Consider the following 17,592-nt stretch of genomic DNA (forward strand, 5'->3'; position numbering starts at 1 on the left):
GTTTGACTATCTTTAATTACCGAAAAATTTTGGTAATTAGCCTCCCCTTGGATAGCAGGGCTGTTTCATTCTCACTAAGCGTGTAGAATTATAGAGTAAAGAGCAGATTTATTGATATAAATTGGCCAATATGCCAATATATGAAAATATATGGAAAAAAGCCTCATTGATTACCTGAAAGAAATACCTGATTTTCGCATAGCAGAGAGGCTGTCGCCACCCCTTATGGCTGGTACTGTTGATTATGATTATGGGAATCATCAGCGGTTATTGGGGTTATAGACAGTTAGGGAAATTTACCGAACGCCATCGTTTAACTTTAATTAAACTACTCAATATTCCTCAAGCTCGTGTTCCTTCTTATTCAACGATGAGACGAGTCATGGTACAACTAGATTACCAAAAATTACAAATAGCTTTTAATCAATGGAGCCAACAATATAGTAAAACCAGGTCTAGAGAGTAGGTATCAATAGATGGAAAAAGTCTCAAAAATACGGTAAAAAATCACGATAAATCTGAGCAAAATTTTGTTAATTGTGTATCAGCATTTAGTCATCAAAGAGGGTTAGTTTTAGGGATAAAAATCTTTGGTATGGAAACTTGAAAGTGAAATTACGATTGTGAGAAAACTACTAGAGATATTAGACTTATGCATGAGTAGTTTTTACTCTTGATGCTCTACATTGTCAAAAAAAACAGTAGCCACAATTATCGAAACTAAAAACGATTATTTAATTAAAGTTAAAAAGAATCAACCCAAGTTGTATGAACAAATAGAACAGCAAGTCACATCGACTCAAGTAGTAAAAAGGTATGTAGATGAAGAAAAAACAAGAGATCGTGATACTACTAGAATTGTAGAAGTTTTTAATATACCAGCAAATATACTGGATGTATGGAAAGGCGCAGGTTCTGTAATTAGAGTAAAGCGCAGTAGTAATCGAGGGTCAAAATTGGTAGAAAGTATTAGTTATTATCTTTGTTCACTCTCACCAAAATCTAGCACCCTAGCCTCAGGTATTCGAGGACATTGGTTAATTGAAAATCAACTGCATTGGGTAAAGGATGTGATTCTAGAGGAAGATTCAAGTCCTCAAAAATCAGGATTTTCTCCCAGGAATTTCTCAATTTTAAAAACTTGGGTATTAACTCTACTAAGAACACATGGTTTGGTCGGAATTAAAGCAGGGATATCCTACTTGAGTAATAATCTCAAATATATACTTTCTTTTTGTACTTAAGTATGGTATGAAATTCATTTTTGATCTGAATTAATCTGAATAAGATGAAGTTGCGATCGCACAACACAGAGCAATTTCTGGGTCAGTTTGACATTGGTTGGTGGCGATAGTACTACAGACCGCTACGGGATACTGCTGAGGCAACGCTCCGCGATCGCACTGCTTTGCATCACAAAAAATGGCCAGTCAAGATAATATTGGACTAAATTCGCGGTAAAATCTGCTCTTTACTCTATAATTCTACACGCTTAGTGAGAATGAAACAGCCCTGCCCCTTGGATAGGGGATAATAAATAAAAATTTTCATGATTAGTCAATCCTATCCGTTTTCAAGGAGAGGTAATTATTAATTATTCATTATTCATTATTAATTATTAATTATTGAAATAGTTCTTTGAGCCGCTCTACCTCTTCAATCAGTTTTTTTATGAGGCGTTGCTGTTGCCAAACCAGTTCTTCTAGAGCTTATTTGAACAGTAGTTCTAGGTCTTTTCGGTCTTTTGGGATATCTGGTGGCTTGAATTTCATTTCTGATCAGTAATACAGACCTTTCCTTTTTTGTCAACCCCTACACCTGAATGCTTACTACTAACTAATGATTTATTTACATTTTTTTATTAGTTAAAATCATAACTATGTTCACTCTCCACTCTTCATTGAATCTATCTTTGGTATCTTATAACGGTTAAGGAAAATTTTATTGGGACTTAAATTAATTTTGTCAGTAATTCATCATTTATTGATCGTAGATAGATTAATATACAAAATAGAAATCTTCTAATTGATTAAGCTATCCTGACAAAAAAAAGTATGCAAGCTACTACACCTGTTGCATTTTCCCCAGTTTCTCAAAATTCCTCTAGTCAAGCAAAACCTAGAGTATTCTCTAAACAAAAAAAGTTTACTTATTTAGGAATAACAATTGAAAGTACAACTAAATTATTGACTAATATCCTAATCTCTGCTTGTATAACTTCAGCTTTGTTAAAGTTGTTACCTCATTACCAATCTATTCAAGAAAAACTACAAGTTATTGAATCTGAAATTGAAGCTACAACAGAGAGACTGAATAATGAGAAAGAAAATTTTAGTCGCTATTTTGATCCTAGTCAAGCTAAAACTATTATGCAAGAACAAAGTAACCGAGTAGACCCTAATCAAATACCTATAATTTGGCTAGAAAATAATGGTGTTAAACCTAATTCAGAATCTAATTCCTCTCCATAATTATCTTGGGGTGGGGAAATAATAATATAAGACTGGAAAATTGAGAAAAGCTGAATATTAGCTCAATAGTATTAGATAGCTAAATCTCAAACTTTCTAATTTCCAGTCTTATTTAATCCTCAATCCTGAGATAGAAAGAGATTGTTGATTAGGCTAAAATTTCCTGTGACTCGAATAGATAAAAATTATGAAAATTTTATCCCTATTCTCTGTTCCTACTGTCTTTGATATTCCCAATTCTAATTATTGTAGAAGAGATATTAGTTATACTAATTTTAGTGTTTCCGATTTGTACAATCAAAATTATTCTCGAAGATTAGACGTTAGCTTTCTTGTATCAAAAAGTCTATATTTGATTTTCAGTAATCTCTGCTTTAGAGAAATCTTTTGTTTTGCCCAACGGGGATTACTATAAGAGAAATTTTCAAGATTTTTCAAAATATATATATATAGCTACCAAGAATGGTAATTCTTCAAGGATTATCTCCCTTGATTTTAAGAATGGCACAATATTAGGGTGCATATAGTATAAATCATAAATATCTTTAGGGATTAAATTAATATCTGATATTTTTGTGGGAAGCCTGAATAACATCTGATCGGATACGTCATATAAATCACTTTTAATAATGTGACTTGTACCACAGTATTTATGAAATTATTTCCGCACTCCAATAAACTGATTATTCTCGGAATAACAGTATCTGCGATTCATAAAGTAACCATAAGATTGTTTATATTTTCAAATCAAGTCAGTTAAGAATTTACTTATACAGTCATCCCCATCAACCATCATAATATAAGAACATCCCAAATCCTTTGCTAAACGAATTCCTCTGATAAATTTGTGCATTTTATCTCTACGTTTTTCTACAAATGTAGTCGGAATAGGAATATCTACCTTGATATCTTGTAAATTTGAATGCTCGAAATTAATGTTCGGTTTCTCATGACAAACTACAACAACTTTGAAATTAGGATTAGTAGAATTACAAATTTATCTTGCAGTTATTTCTAATAATTGAGATATCTCTTACCAAGATTTTGATACTTTAGCACTTTTGAGTGTAACTACAAATTCTAATATTAATAATCAATCTCCTCTTTCATAATTTACCGAATTATTAATTATTAATTGTTAATTAAATAATTGTGGTTTAAAGCCTCCCCTTTTAAGGGGAAAAAAGCGGTAGTTTGCGGAGCAGTCCGTTAGGATGGGATGGCGAGGTTTCCCGCTCTTGCAGAGCCGCTAACGCTTTTCATGTCGGCTCTTAGCCGAAACGCCATATCCAATCGACCAAGAGAAGAAATGATATTTCCCAATCTTCAATTCCGTAGCGGTTTTAACCAGAGGTAATTATCAATTATCAATTATCAATTATCAATTAATGAAGTTTTATAATGTTATTTATGCATATTAATAGTAGATGGAAATAGCACTAATATACAGTGAGTAAAATCATTTATAATACACCACGACCCCTCAAATAAACTTAATCCCTGAGTTAATTAAGCTGCATTTGCTAATACAACTTGAGATGTTAGAAGCTCTACTGCTGTTTGATATTGTTTGTCAGTTTCTGTGGTAATTTCGTTAGGTAAAATAGGGTCTTGTTCAACCAAAAAATCTGGAATAATTCCCAGTTTATTAATATCTTTATGGTTTGGCGTCTCATACTTGGCTACTGTTACTGCCAACCCCGAACCATCAGACAAATCAAACAAAGATTGAATTAAGCCTTTACCAAAAGTTTTTTCACCTACCAATAAAGCACGGCCATTATCCTGAAGTGCGCCAGCAAGAATTTCACTAGCACTAGCAGTTCCCTGATTAGTTAAGACAACTAATGGCGCATTAGTTATAGCAGGACCTTCAGCAGAAAAACTACCAAGAATTCTTTGTCTATTAACGGTATAAACAATTGTACCTTCATCTAACCACAGACGCCCAATTTCTACACCAGCTTGTAATAGTCCACCTGGATTATTGCGCAAATCAAGTACATAGCCTATTGCTCCCTGTTCCTCAAAACTTTTTACAGCCTGGCTTACTTCTGTAGTAGCATTAGCATTAAATTGACTTAGACGAATATAACCAATTGGTCCTGTTTCAGGGTTAGACTTTAACTTGGCATAGACTGGGTTAATCTCTATTTGAGCCCGAATTATTTTTATGTCTTGGGGTTGGTCGCTACTTTCTTTCAAAATTGTTAGTACCACAGAAGAACCAACAGCACCCCGCATTCTATTTGCAGCTTCATCTAATGAAAATTCCGTGGTAGGATGGCCATCAATTTTGACCACGCGATCGCCTGATTGGATACCAGCAGTTTCAGCAGGAGAACCCTCCAGGGGAGAGATGACTATTAGTTCTCCTGTTTGAGAGTCTAAGGCAATTTGTAAACCCACTCCTGTTAATTCTCCAGAAGTATCAACCTGCAAATTCCGGTATTGTTGTGGTTTGAGAAGTCGCGTGAATGGGTCTTCTAGACTAGCTAACATTTCTTGAATGGTGCTGTAGGTTTCTTCTCTAGTTTTCAGGGGTTTCTTCATTAATTTTTGACGCTTAAACCACCAGTTCTGATGATTGAAAGAATCATCAACATAAGCCAAATTGACTATGCGCCAAGCTTCGCCTAATAAGCTTTGTTCTTTAGTCAATGCTGCTGCAGAGGATGTCCAAAGTCCCCAAGTCAGAATAACTGGCAATATTAATAGAAGTGCAATTTGGAAAAATCTTTTTTTCATAAAACAAAAGTATTAAATTATCAAGGATTGATAATTGGCCGATATAGTGAAGTAGTTTGATAAAATTTCTATGATAAACGAAAATTCTTTCAAATATCAAACTCTACAAAAATTGCGACCTTATATGAAATATATCTACAAATTATGTTAAATTTTTTTACTAAGGGTAGGCAAGGATAAATATTTATTTTGTTAAATAGTAGACTTGCTACTTGATTCCTTTGTCAATTGGTATGATATTTGTATTGCTGATTCAAAGGTTGATGTGAGTATCTTTTCCTAACTACCCAGAAACTTAATTCATAAATAAACAGCAATATTCATCTAGGATTTTTGGCTTCATGTTCTCAAAACAGGTAACTGATTCACCCGCTTATAAGTGGTTTGACGAACGCTTAGAAGTTCAAGCGCTCGCAGACGACATTTCTAGCAAATATGTTCCACCTCATGTAAATATTTTTTACTGCTTGGGTGGAATTACTCTAATGTGCTTCCTGATCCAGTTTGCTACTGGATTTGCCATGACTTTCTACTACAAACCAACAGTAACAGAAGCATTAGCATCAGTCCAATACATTATGACTGAAGTTAACTTCGGTTGGCTAATTCGCTCCGTCCATCGTTGGTCTGCCAGTATGATGGTGCTGATGATGATTCTTCATGTTTTCCGGGTTTACCTTACAGGTGGTTTTAAAAAGCCTCGCGAATTAACCTGGGTAACAGGGGTAGTTATGGCTGTAATTACTGTTAGCTTTGGGGTGACTGGTTATTCCTTACCTTGGGACCAAATTGGTTACTGGGCGGTAAAAATTGTGTCTGGTGTACCTGATGCAATTCCATTTGTTGGTCCATTCATTGTAGAACTAATGCGTGGTAGTACAAGTGTTGGTCAAGCAACTCTAACTCGTTTCTACAGTCTTCATACTTTTGTACTACCTTGGTTCATTGCAGTATTTATGTTATTGCACTTCTTAATGATTCGTAAGCAAGGTATCTCAGGACCTTTGTAAGTTAGGGTGTCATTAACTAGACACTAGATTTCAGGGTAAAACTGAGTTTGAAGCCTCCTCCTTCTAGTAATACTTTTGCTACGGTAAATATATTTGGTCGCTGGAGATACTTCGGAGATTCAAAATTGATGCGGGGAAAAGTGTCAGACTACTGCCAGAGTTAGCAACAGGAAAAGTCAACCTGCCGACTAACTAAGGTATGGTAGAATCTCCCGTGCTTAAGCTCGGAGAGAATATAAACTATCACGGAGAAAAGAACTGTTATGTCCACTTTGAAAAAACCGGATCTGAGCGATCCTCAATTAAGAGCTAAGTTAGCTAAAGGTATGGGTCACAACTACTATGGTGAACCTGCTTGGCCTAATGATTTGCTCTATGTATTCCCAGTAGTAATGATGGGTACATTAGCTTTGTGTGTAGGTTTAGCTGTACTAGATCCTGCTATGGTTGGTGAACCAGCAGATCCATTTGCTACTCCTCTAGAAATTTTGCCTGAGTGGTATTTCTGGCCAGTTTTCCAAATTCTGCGTACTGTACCTAATAAATTGTTGGGTATTGTGGCAATGGCTTCTATTCCTTTAGGATTAATGTTGGTTCCTTTCATTGAAAATGTCAATAAGTTCCAAAATCCTTTCCGTCGCCCAGTAGCTACTGCTGTATTCCTATTTGGTACTGCAGTTACTCTATGGTTAGGTATTGGTGCTACTTTACCAATTGATATCTCCTTAACTCTTGGTCTATTCTAAGATTTGGATATCTAAATAATACTCATAAAATTTTACACCCTGTGTAGATTTTCTTCATAAGTACATTTGTATTTGTAGAAATTCTCAGAGGGTGTAAATGTTTTTTTTAGTTCTCATGCAGTTGAGTAAATTTGAGAAATTATAGCGCTACGCGCTAGGGAATAGGGAATAGGGAATAGGGAATAGGGAATAGTAGAGTGTCAAAGAATTTCAGGATTTATATATGTCCTAACCTTAATGCGTAACGCTATATAGTAAATTTTTATTAGACTTGATGTAGTTTTCAGGGAATAGGCAATAGGGAAAATAATTGTTTGGTTATTTTGGCGAGGGGTCGATTTTTCAATAACTACAAGTTATACTGTTTCAAGGAAGTTAAAAGCGTTTAATTATGAGGTCTCCATTTCCTGCGCAAATGCTTCGCTAAAAGAATTTAAGACGCACATCCGACAGTCATATATTAATATTTTATAGGCTTAAAATTTTTTTGAAACTACAATAATTTCCTGAAATTATTTCAAAATTTATATGTGAAATAATTTCTGAGATCTTTAAAGTGAATTGCTTTGACGAGAAGAAGGACGAAAGTTTGAAAGCAACCTCTCTTCAGAGCATAGATGAAAAACGATACGGCAGTTTCAACTGCCAATAAACATTTGTTGTTGCTTAGTATATAGCTATAAGTAATGACTGATATAGCAATCCTAAATGATTTGTGATGATTTTTATAATAGTTAAGAATGATCAAAAACCTTGAAAATTATGACTCCTGACTCCTAACTCCTGACTCCTAACTACCACAAAAATATTACAATTGAAATAGGATTGCTATAACTGACAACTGAGATTAGGGGTGTTGGGAAATAAAAATAATCTAAAAATGTGGGGATAAAATTGGTTAACAAGGTTGCTCAAAAAAAAGGAAATATATTTGTTTTTCTGGAAATTTTATCTTGTGAAGGTGGGATTCAATCTTATGTAAGAGATATTTTTCAGGCTTACCAAGACTTGACAAATTCTGCAAAACCTGAAGAATTTTTTCTAGAATCAGATATATTATTACTCAGAGATGGTAAAGATTGTGAAAATTCATATCAGTCGAAGAGTCTAAATTTCTATTATTTGAAAACTAAGTCTGTTTGGTTAGGGAGATTAAGGTTAGCCACAACATTATTATGGTTTTTACTAAAAAAACAACCTAAACAGGTTTTTTGTGGTCATATTAATTTAGCTCCATTGGTTCAAATTTTGTGTGTCCCTATCGGTATTCCCTACACAGTTTTAACTTATGGTAAGGAAGTATGGGAACCACTACCAAATAAATATCAACAGGCATTAAAAAAATCAGCTAAGATTTTAACTATTAGTCGTTATAGTCGCGATCGCTGTTGTGAAAGTAACCATCTAGACCCAGAAAAGTTTCAATTGTTACCTTGTATGGTGGATGGGGATAAGTTTATTCCTGGACCGAAACCTATAGATTTGATTGAGGGTTACAATCTTCAAGGGGCAAAGGTCTTAATGACTGTAGCTAGACTTTGGTCGGGAGACCCCTATAAAGGTGTTGATGTAACAATTCGAGCGTTGCCAGCCATACTACAATCTTTCCCAGAAGTCAAGTATTTAGTAATTGGACGGGGAGATGACAAACCTCGCTTGGCAAAGTTGGCTCAAGATTTAGGAGTAGGGGAAAAAGTGGTATTTGCAGGATTTGTGCCTACAGAAGATTTAGTTAAACATTATCAGGTAGCTGATGCTTATGTGATGCCTTCTCAGGAAGGGTTTGGTATTGTTTATTTAGAAGCAATGGCTTGTGGAGTGCCAGTTTTGTCTGGAGATGCGGATGGTTCGGCGGAACCTTTACAGGATGGAAAGTTAGGATGGCGCGTACCTCACCGAGACCCAGAAGCAGTAGCTAATGCTTGTATAGAAATTTTGAAGGGAGAGGATCAAAGGTGTGATGGTCAGTGGTTACGAGAGGAAAGTTTAAAGGTTTTTGGTAGGAGAGCTTTTACCGAAATAGTAAGACAACTTTAAAATTTGTGATTAGGATAGTTTATTAATGAATAATGAATAATGAATAATTACCTCTGGTTAAAACCGACAGAATGGAGCCAAGTGCGGAAGTTTCCTATCACTTTTCTCATGCCAAGAAAATGCTCTAAACCTCTAGGGATTAATTGTCAATTATCTATTGCTAGGATAGTTTATTAATGAATAATGAATAATGAATAATTACCTCTGGTTAAAACCGACAGAATGGAGCCAAGTGCGGAAGTTTCCTATCACTTTTCTCATGCCAAGAAAATGCTCTAAACCTCTAGGGATTAATTGTCAATTATCTATTGCTAGGATAGTTTATTAATGAATAATGAATAATGAATAATTACCTCTGGTTAAAACCGACAGAATGGAGCCAAGTGCGGAAGTTTCCTATCACTTTTCTCATGCCAAGAAAATGCTCTAAACCTCTAGGGATTAATTATCAATTATCTATTGGTAAGTATTCAGCTTTTCCTGGGTCATACTATTCATTTAGCTTTTGAAAGCAATAGCTAATCTTAATTAGCTAATCACCTTTTTATTAATAAGTTTTAATTCTTCTTGGAGACTAATTATTCCGTTGGAGTGATAATTATTTAATAATTCATAGCTGGTAAGCATTCAGCTATTAGCTGTTAGCTCTCAGCAATAATACTTCATGCCTAATGAATATAAAGCTAACTTTTAACTTTTGTAGTAGGATTAAATTCTGGCTTAATAATATCCCTTAACCAAAAGGTTTAAATAAAGCTTTTATTCTATACCAAAAGCAATCACTAAATATTTAATAGAGTTTATTAAAGGAGATAATTAAGTGAATCAAGGGAACTCAAAAATATTTCAATTAACTATGTCTAGTATTGGTAACTGGCTAATTATTTTAGCTGTTGTTTGGTTACTCGGTTCTATAGGGTTGGGATGGTTGGTTAATTCTATTTTAATATTATTTGGTTTTATTTTAATTGCACCTATAATTGCATTTATTGGTTTACGTTGGTGGTTAAATCGCAATTTAATTATTGATAAGTGTCCTGTTTGTAGTTATGAATTTACTGCTTTAAATCAGACTCAATGTCAATGTCCTAGTTGTGGAGAACCACTTAAGGTTGAAGCTGGTCATTTTAGTAGGTTAACTCCTCCTGGTACTATTGATGTTTCGGCGGTGGAGGTTAATGCACGGCAAATTGAAGACTAAATATCTAAAAAATGAAATACATTCATATTAGTTTGCTCGACACCTAGATAAAATTTTTTACCTACTCGAATTTTGTGTTATGTCTACAATATTAGCAGTTAAGTCTGGCAAAATATGTAATTAATTTTGTGTACCTGTTTAGGAAAAAGTGAAAGTCAAAAAATATAGCGTTACGCGCTAGGGAATAGGGAATAGGGAACAGGGAACATTCAATAATGAATAATGAATAATTAATAATTAATAATTAATAATTAATAATTACCTCTCCTTGAAAACGGATAGGATTGACTAATCATGAAAATTTTTATTTATTATCCCCTTAAAAGAGGAGGCTTTAAACCAAAATTTTTCAGTAAACTGTAAAAGGATTTCAGTATGGAGAAATGTCCGCGCCTTTTGCTTTGACTGCTATAAAATTTGCTAATATGATTATGTATAAAAAATCTAAAAATACTTTATAAATCGGATTTAGTGTTTTCTCTAATAAATAAGTCTGTAATCAAGGGTAGATGATCTGAACCCAATTCTAAACTTAGATTAGCTCTTGTCTCAACATTTACAACTTTAATTTCTGAACTTATTAAACAATGATCTATGGGAATTTGAAAAAATCTAGATAAAATGTATAAAACCACAGAGTTATTAATTTTTTTTGCAGGCCAAGTAGGAAGAATACCAAATCCTAAACGACTATTTCTTAACTCAGTTTCCTGTTCTAATTTTTGATAGTAAGGAGACCACATGGTTGTATTCAAATCTCCCGCCATAATAACTGGATCGTTTAACTTTTGAATGTATTTGCCAAGTTCCTCTAAAATTTGATTCCGTTGTTTGAAAGTGCTTCTCTTGATAGGAATAGTGGGATGGGTTGCTATTAAATTAATGACTTTTTGATTGAGATTGAATTCAGTAATAATAGTAGGTCTGTTAGGAGCAAAAAATTTTATTGAGTAATTATTGAGAGGAAATTTGCTGTAAATGGCAACAATTCCATAGGTAGACTGAGAAACAGAATTAATTGAATTGGATAAAATATCAGATAATGTTTGTAGATTTTGAAACCATGTATTAGTAGGTTCTAAAAAAATTGCTATATCTGGATTTTCCTCTCTTACCATTCTGGTAACTTGTGAATATTGAGAGTTTCTGTCTCCGTAAAGGTTGTAAACTAAAATTCTTAAGTTAGCGGTTTCTTGACTAATACCATTTTGATAAATATACCAAGGTAAAATTGGGGTGAGGTTAATAATTGTGCAGAATATACCTATTAAAAATAATCTTTTTTTGCCTATTATGCTTAAGCAACACAACAAAATTAAGCTGATTACAAAATATTGAACTTTAAAATGAGAGATTAGCTCGAAAATAATGCCTTTTTGCCAATAACCTGTTAAGGAAAAAAGAGTGGTGATAATAATTCCTGTGGTGAATAAGTAGCTGAAGATTATTTTTAGTTTATCAAAGCAGGATATTTGCATTATCGACTCTATAAAAATACTACTTTAGATGAATAAAAAATCATGGTTATAGGCGATCGCCACTTACTAAACTAAATGAAGCAATTTTTTAGACCTAATTTAGGGTTTGCTGAAAAAAGCAGAGTGTGGGGAGTGTGGGTAAGAGGAGTTGAATTATTGTTTGGGGGTTCGATCTTCCCATACCCCCCAGCGACTCACACCTACCAAATTCGTCCCCCTCGATGGGTTTTACTGAAACACCCTAGACAATTCGGACCAATGCACTACATTTATTGTTGACAGGAATCTTTTTCACCTTGATTGAGAAGGGGCTAAAATGATAATAAATTAACATATTGGTTCATCTTTTTCTCAATAGTTCTCAGTTGTGAATCTTCTGGTAAATATTTCTGTCTATTTATTAAATCTAAAGCTCTACTAGCATAATGAATGCCATTTAGTAACACAGGTTTATCAGTCTCTGGATAATATGAATAACGAACAAATGCACGAATTGCCTTACTTCGTAGTTTTGGATCAAAAAAGCAGATTATAGGAACAAGATTCCCATATTTAATAACTTGCCATGTCTTGTAAGAGTTCAAAGAATGAATCCATCCTAAAGGATTTATTGCTGCTGCTCCGATACCACCATAGAATTCCAGCTCTATATCGCTCTCACTAAACATATTTTGACTACTCTTCATCTCACTCTTAGCCGATGTTTTTCCTTCACCACTCCCTTCACTTGAGAAGAGATTTAGCTTAGATGCAAAGGCAGATTCAAAGGATGCATAGGTTTGCGAATTAGCAGAAATCTGGGAATTTACCTCAGTTTGCGCACATATCTTACCCCCTATGGTAAACTCCAGTGGGACGAAGTAACCATATTCGTTTAAAAGATGATTTAATTCTATAAAACTAGACCACTCATCTTGATCTAAAGCATTCTCAACCTTCTTTTTGAAGTCATCCTTCAATTTAATATTGTCCAAGTCTACAGATAGAATCAATTTTGGTCTTACATATTCTGCAAGTAAATAGCTCTTATTTTTTGCATTTAGTGAGCTACTCCCAGAAGATTCAATATTTGAATTGGAATGTAAACCACCAAATAAACTGAATTCTTGGGTACTACTCCCATCTGAAACAAATTTGGCTACTGCACGACTTACAAAACTTGTTTCGACATTCACTGTGAAGAATCCAATTTTTCTAGGTACGCTCCAATTAGGATGATAAATATTATCATCCTAATTGGAGAAGTTGGAGAATCTTGAACACCTGAAGAATCTTGAGAACTATCGATATCAGGAGTCCAAACAATAGCTTCCTTGAATGCTTTTGATATGACCCAATCTTCATCCTCAGACTGAATTGTCTTAATAGTAAGAGCTTTTTCTAATTCCAATCTTTCGTACAAGTTTTTCTTTTGAGAGGGATATAAATCTTGAAAAAAATCTTTAATTAGTCCAGGTGTAAATTTTTCAACTGAAGCAGTAACTGAATCAATTGCACCTTTTGAAATTCCTTTAATTAATTCTTGTACTATAGGTGCAATTATTTCAGGAGGTATTTGTCCAAGTAATGGAGTTAATGCTTGTAGAATTTGTCCTTGAATATTTCCTGATTGAGGTTCTGGACTATTAGGCTGATCTTTTACTATTTCTGTCATTTGAGATTTTTCTCCATAATTATTCTGTCTAGAAAAATATGATGAATTTAGTTCAATTCATACTAATCATCATATTAATTAAGTCTCAAAAGTAAAATTTACTGGCAACACGACCAGTTTATTTATATTAGATTAGATGCGATGAACCTTTTCCTTTACAAGAAACTTTCACCAATTTTAATTCCCATTTGAAAAGTCACATATATCCTCGACTTTTTCATCTTCATTGAGAATAAAGAAAAGCATGTTGATAGAACCATTGGTTTTTAAATCTGATTTGTCGTTATCCTCCACTACGTTAGTAATAAGCTCATTGAAACTTTCCTTTGATTTAGGACCTTTAACAATGTAGTTACTATCATTGATACGACTGTCGACTGTTTTCCTAGAGAAGTCTCTACCTTGAAAGGAATATATACTTTTAACGTATTTCTTGAAGTCTTTATTCTTGACGTATTTACTGAGGTCTTTATTTTTGAGGTTTTTACTTTTTTTGTAGTTTACATAAGCTGGAGGGCTTCCTGGACGATACCTATAATAACCTTGGTCGTAGCCAAAAATTGGCCATGTTATAATACTAACTAAGCTGCGTTCTAAGATATTATTATTTATCTGGTTATATTGGTCTTTCAAGAAGTATTGAAAATCTTTTACTCTGATAGAACTTGCATCATTTTGGTATCGAGAGATTGGGACTGTTATTCTCTCCTCAGAACCTTCATTACCAGCGTAGAGTCTATTGACTATGTTTTTTTCCATTGTAAATATTTTCAAACCATATCCACAAGGACCTTCCGATTCAAGGGTAAAAGAAATATGCGAATTTTCGTATAAGAAGACAATATTTTCAGTGTACCATGTACGTTCTTTTGTCTGTTCAAGTTTAACTAGAATAGGCTCTTTGTCTGTACCATATTTGCTGACACCTGGTTCGTTATTCAAAGAAACCTTGACTTGTAAATAGCGATCTTTAAAAAAATCGCATTTTTTTCCTTTTAGTTTTTTTCCTTTTAGTTTTTCTTCTTCATCACTCATTGTGCTTTTTATCCTTTTTTGAATTCCTTAAACAGTAACTGAGACCAATTCAATTTATATAGTTGCACTCCCTTGTACAACTAATATTAACTCAACTTAATTCACTTACCTTATGCCTGTATGAGTAATTGGACAATGGCGGTCTAAATTATTGGGTAAAAGCTTGTCTTTGTATATACCCGAAGTGAATAATACATCTTCATTTTTCTAGATGTCAAGATGCTACATCTCAAACTTCAAATTTAGTACACAAAGAATATACAAGTGGAGGGAAAATTACCTACATATTGTGGGAAAATTACCTACATATTTTTTATCATTATTTTCCTCTGTGTAGGCAACGAACTAGGAAAATTTTGACTCGACGATAACTGAATATACTGAAAGTACTATTGTGCTACCAATTTTTAGTGGCCCCAGATTTTGTAGTAAAAATAAATATATAAAGCTGGTAAATAGTTGTGTAGGAAAATAAATTACTACAATCAAGATATTATTATAGAAAATCTCGTTAGGATTAGTGGTGGGAATAATTTATAAAGTATAAATCGTCTATAAAATTAATTTTTCCGTAGAAATTGAGTCAGGATAAATTTTCAATACTGAAGTAGCAGTCAAAGCAATTATTCTAAATTAATTTTAATTTGTTTGTCGAATAATTAAGGTTTAAATTTTATCCTTTAAAGTAGAAACATGAAAAGATTTTCCCTACCGCGTCAATCCTCTTATACCAAATTCAAAAAAGGAAGTTACATCTTAATTTGCGTTCTATTCCTAACAATAAAAAATTATAAATTCCATAAATTGTAAAAATAAAACATTTTTTATTCTTTTTTTCTTTCCCTGTTCCCTATTCCCTATTCCCTGTGTAATGACTGTAGCAATATTTTATGAAATTGGTATTACTTTTAGAGAGAGGTAATTATCAATTATTCATTATCAATTATTGAACAACCTTTATACATATTTTGATCGCGGGGTTACAAGCACTTAAAAACTATTGTGGGATAATGATTTTAAAGATTAAAGTTATCTATAAAATTAAGATTATTCATAATAGAGTGCTAAAGTTAACTGATAGGTTTATACTACCTATACCTAGAATTTTTTAATTCTTTGAAATATCTCAATTTTAATTCCTCCTTGAAAACTAATGAAGCTGTTAACGTAGTTTCTCTACAAGAGGCTAGCTGAATGCTGACAGCTAAATGTTTACTATAGCAATACTACGCAATACTAAATGATTTATGAAAATTTTTATAACAGTTAATATTAACAGAAAATCTTGAAAATTATGACTCCTGACTCCTAACTCCTAACTACCACCAAAATATTACAACTGAAATAGGATTACTATCTGTGACAAAAATATTAAAATAATCCGCAGAGTTTCAATATCTTAATTTTAATTATTAAAATATATACTGTCAGTTTTCTAAGTTAGGATTTAAAACTAATGACACGTTTAGCATTACTCAGCACATCTGATAAAACAGGTCTAATCGATCTAGCAAAAAGTCTAGTTACAGAATTTGACTATGAAATAATTAGTAGTGGCGGTACTGCTAAAACTCTCAAAGATGCCGGAATTTCTGTGACAAAAGTATCTGACTATACGGGATTTCCAGAAATTTTAGGAGGTAGGGTTAAAACATTACATCCTCGCATTCATGGAGGTATTTTAGCAAGAAAAGATTTACCTCAAGATATTGAAGAATTAAATGCTAATAACATTCGACCTATTGACCTAGTTGTAGTTAATTTATACCCCTTTGAACAAACAATTTCTCAACCAGGAGTTACCCTAGCAGAAGCAATTGAAAAAATTGATATTGGCGGACCTGCAATGTTAAGAGCATCAGCTAAAAATTTTGCTCATCTGACAGTTTTATGTAACCCTTCTCAATACAATTCTTATTTGGAAGAGCTGCGGAAAAATGGAGGAGAAGCATCCTTAGAATTTCGTCAAAAATCTGCATTAGCAGGATTTCAACATACAGCAACTTATGACCGGGCGATCGCTACTTATTTACAAGAGCAACAAACAACTTCTGAGTCAGAAAAATCTGAAAAAGAAACATTTTTCCTCTCCGGCAAAAAAATAAATACTTTGCGTTATGGAGAAAATCCTCATCAATCTGCGACTTGGTATCAGAGCGGAATTAATCCTAGTGGTTGGGCGACAAGTAAAATTCTTCAAGGTAAGGAATTAAGCTATAACAATTTAGTAGATTTAGAGGCAGCAAGAAGGATTATTACAGAATTTTCTGATGCTCCGACTGTGGCAATTCTTAAACATACAAATCCTTGTGGAGTTGCAGTGGATCAGACTCTTTTAGAAGCTTATGAAGCAGCTCTTGCTGGAGATTCGGTTTCTGCTTTTGGCGGAATTGTTGCTTTAAATAAATCTATTGATGCGGCGACTGCTACGGCAATGACTAAGACATTTTTGGAATGTGTAGTTGCTCCTGGATGCGAACCTGAAGCGGAAGAAATTTTTCAGAAAAAATCTAAATTAAGAGTATTAATTTCAGCAGATTTAAACCAGGGCGAACCGGAAACTATAAAAGTAATTGCTGGCGGTTTTTTAGTACAAGATGCTGATGATGCGGTAGATAATTATAGTGATTGGAAAATCGTTACAGAAAAACAACCGACTTCTGAACAAATGGAAGAATTAATGTTTGCTTGGAAGGTGGTAAAGCACGTTAAGTCTAATGCAATTGTTGTCACAAAAAATCGCGCTACTGTTGGTATTGGTGCGGGTCAAATGAATCGAGTCGGGGCAGTAAAAATAGCTTTGGAGCAAGCAGGAGAAAAAGCTGTTGGGGGAGTATTAGCTAGTGACGCTTTTTTCCCTTTTGATGATTCAGTAAAAACAGCAGCAGCAGCAGGAATAACTGCAATTATTCAACCAGGTGGTAGTCTGAGAGATAAAGATTCTATTGCTGCTGCAAATGAATTAGGTTTGGTAATGATACTCACTGGAATGCGTCACTTTTTACATTAGAAAAAGTCTGGTTTGGGAGATTACTCTCAATTTGACTTCCAGAAATTTTTGCTAGTCAAGCAGTCAGTGAAAATTCAGATAATTTCTCTGACTCTTCGCTTTAGAAATGCCTTGGCAAAATATAGTCTACTCAGAAATTTTTACAGGAGAAAAAGTCTGGTTTGGGAGATTACTCTCAATTTGACTTCCAGAAATTTTTGCT

Annotated in this window: 13 protein-coding genes and 1 pseudogene; 9 read left to right on the forward strand and 5 right to left on the reverse strand. The window is 33.7% G+C overall.

Annotation, left to right across the window (positions count from 1 at the left end; all coding sequences use genetic code 11):
• Positions 1–214: 214 nt before the first annotated feature.
• From ACP6PM_RS26765 to ACP6PM_RS26775, 3 genes and pseudogenes are all read left to right on the forward strand, one after another.
• Positions 215–466, forward strand: a pseudogene (locus ACP6PM_RS26765) (transposase family protein); the annotation flags it as partial.
• A gap of 220 nt (positions 467–686) precedes the next feature.
• Entirely contained in the window at positions 687–1,244 is a 558-nt protein-coding gene (locus ACP6PM_RS26770; RefSeq protein ID WP_426589943.1) for an ISAs1 family transposase, read from the forward strand.
• Between the two features lie 810 nt (positions 1,245–2,054).
• Entirely contained in the window at positions 2,055–2,471 is a 417-nt protein-coding gene (locus tag ACP6PM_RS26775; RefSeq protein ID WP_426589944.1) for a slr1601 family putative cell division protein, read from the forward strand.
• 1,509 nt (positions 2,472–3,980) lie between these two features.
• Here the strand turns inward: ACP6PM_RS26775 and ctpA are convergent.
• Positions 3,981–5,219, reverse strand: a complete 1,239-nt coding sequence (gene ctpA / locus ACP6PM_RS26780; protein WP_426589945.1) for a carboxyl-terminal processing protease CtpA — start codon at positions 5,217–5,219, stop codon at positions 3,981–3,983.
• Between the two features lie 341 nt (positions 5,220–5,560).
• Between ctpA and petB the strand changes: the two genes are divergently transcribed.
• The 4 genes from petB to ACP6PM_RS26800 all read left to right on the forward strand — a co-directional run bounded on the left by petB (position 5,561) and on the right by ACP6PM_RS26800 (position 10,213).
• Positions 5,561–6,229 (forward strand): cytochrome b6, encoded by a 669-nt coding sequence (gene petB, locus ACP6PM_RS26785; RefSeq protein WP_426548791.1) that lies wholly within the window; start codon positions 5,561–5,563, stop codon positions 6,227–6,229.
• A gap of 263 nt (positions 6,230–6,492) precedes the next feature.
• Positions 6,493–6,975 (forward strand): cytochrome b6-f complex subunit IV, encoded by a 483-nt coding sequence (gene petD / locus ACP6PM_RS26790; protein WP_293092490.1) that lies wholly within the window; start codon positions 6,493–6,495, stop codon positions 6,973–6,975.
• A gap of 882 nt (positions 6,976–7,857) precedes the next feature.
• On the forward strand, positions 7,858–9,012 hold the full coding sequence (locus ACP6PM_RS26795; protein ID WP_426589946.1) for a glycosyltransferase family 4 protein: 1,155 nt from the start codon (positions 7,858–7,860) through the stop codon (positions 9,010–9,012).
• Positions 9,013–9,832: 820 nt separating this feature from the next.
• Entirely contained in the window at positions 9,833–10,213 is a 381-nt protein-coding gene (locus tag ACP6PM_RS26800; protein ID WP_426589947.1) for a hypothetical protein, read from the forward strand.
• Between the two features lie 455 nt (positions 10,214–10,668).
• Here the strand turns inward: ACP6PM_RS26800 and ACP6PM_RS26805 are convergent, their stop codons facing one another.
• The 4 genes from ACP6PM_RS26805 to ACP6PM_RS26820 all read right to left on the reverse strand — a co-directional run bounded on the left by ACP6PM_RS26805 (position 10,669) and on the right by ACP6PM_RS26820 (position 14,380).
• Positions 10,669–11,691, reverse strand: a complete 1,023-nt coding sequence (locus ACP6PM_RS26805; RefSeq protein WP_426589948.1) for an endonuclease/exonuclease/phosphatase family protein — start codon at positions 11,689–11,691, stop codon at positions 10,669–10,671.
• A 311-nt stretch (positions 11,692–12,002) separates the two neighbouring features.
• Complete coding sequence (locus ACP6PM_RS26810) at positions 12,003–12,866, reverse strand: MAC/perforin domain-containing protein (protein ID WP_426589949.1); 864 nt, start codon at positions 12,864–12,866, stop codon at positions 12,003–12,005.
• Positions 12,863–13,345, reverse strand: a complete 483-nt coding sequence (locus ACP6PM_RS26815) for a hypothetical protein (RefSeq protein WP_426589950.1) — start codon at positions 13,343–13,345, stop codon at positions 12,863–12,865. Before ACP6PM_RS26815 ends, ACP6PM_RS26810 begins: the two co-directional genes overlap by 4 nt.
• Positions 13,346–13,522: 177 nt before the next feature.
• Positions 13,523–14,380: a hypothetical protein gene (locus tag ACP6PM_RS26820; RefSeq protein ID WP_426589951.1), complete on the reverse strand. Its 858-nt coding sequence runs from the start codon at positions 14,378–14,380 to the stop codon at positions 13,523–13,525.
• Between the two features lie 1,456 nt (positions 14,381–15,836).
• Between ACP6PM_RS26820 and purH the strand changes: the two genes are divergently transcribed.
• A complete protein-coding gene (gene purH / locus ACP6PM_RS26825; protein WP_426589952.1) occupies positions 15,837–17,390 on the forward strand; it encodes a bifunctional phosphoribosylaminoimidazolecarboxamide formyltransferase/IMP cyclohydrolase in 1,554 nt (517 codons plus the stop codon).
• Between the two features lie 12 nt (positions 17,391–17,402).
• The coding region (locus ACP6PM_RS26830; protein ID WP_426589953.1) for a hypothetical protein at positions 17,403–17,592 on the forward strand (190 nt) is incomplete at its 3' end.

It is taken from the genome of Dapis brunnea BLCC-M229 (assembly GCF_050015995.1).
GTDB lineage: Bacteria > Cyanobacteriota > Cyanobacteriia > Cyanobacteriales > Microcoleaceae > Trichodesmium.

Coding starts and splice junctions, on each gene's coding strand:
- purH (WP_426589952.1), top strand. CDS start 15,837: ATGACACGTTTAGCATTACTCAGCACATCTGATAAAACAGGTCTAATC.
- ACP6PM_RS26775 (WP_426589944.1), top strand. CDS start 2,055: ATGCAAGCTACTACACCTGTTGCATTTTCCCCAGTTTCTCAAAATTCC.
- petB (WP_426548791.1), top strand. CDS start 5,561: ATGTTCTCAAAACAGGTAACTGATTCACCCGCTTATAAGTGGTTTGAC.
- ACP6PM_RS26805 (WP_426589948.1), bottom strand. CDS start 11,691: ATGCAAATATCCTGCTTTGATAAACTAAAAATAATCTTCAGCTACTTA.
- ACP6PM_RS26820 (WP_426589951.1), bottom strand. CDS start 14,380: ATGAGTGATGAAGAAGAAAAACTAAAAGGAAAAAAACTAAAAGGAAAA.
- ctpA (WP_426589945.1), bottom strand. CDS start 5,219: ATGAAAAAAAGATTTTTCCAAATTGCACTTCTATTAATATTGCCAGTT.
- petD (WP_293092490.1), top strand. CDS start 6,493: ATGTCCACTTTGAAAAAACCGGATCTGAGCGATCCTCAATTAAGAGCT.
- ACP6PM_RS26815 (WP_426589950.1), bottom strand. CDS start 13,345: ATGACAGAAATAGTAAAAGATCAGCCTAATAGTCCAGAACCTCAATCA.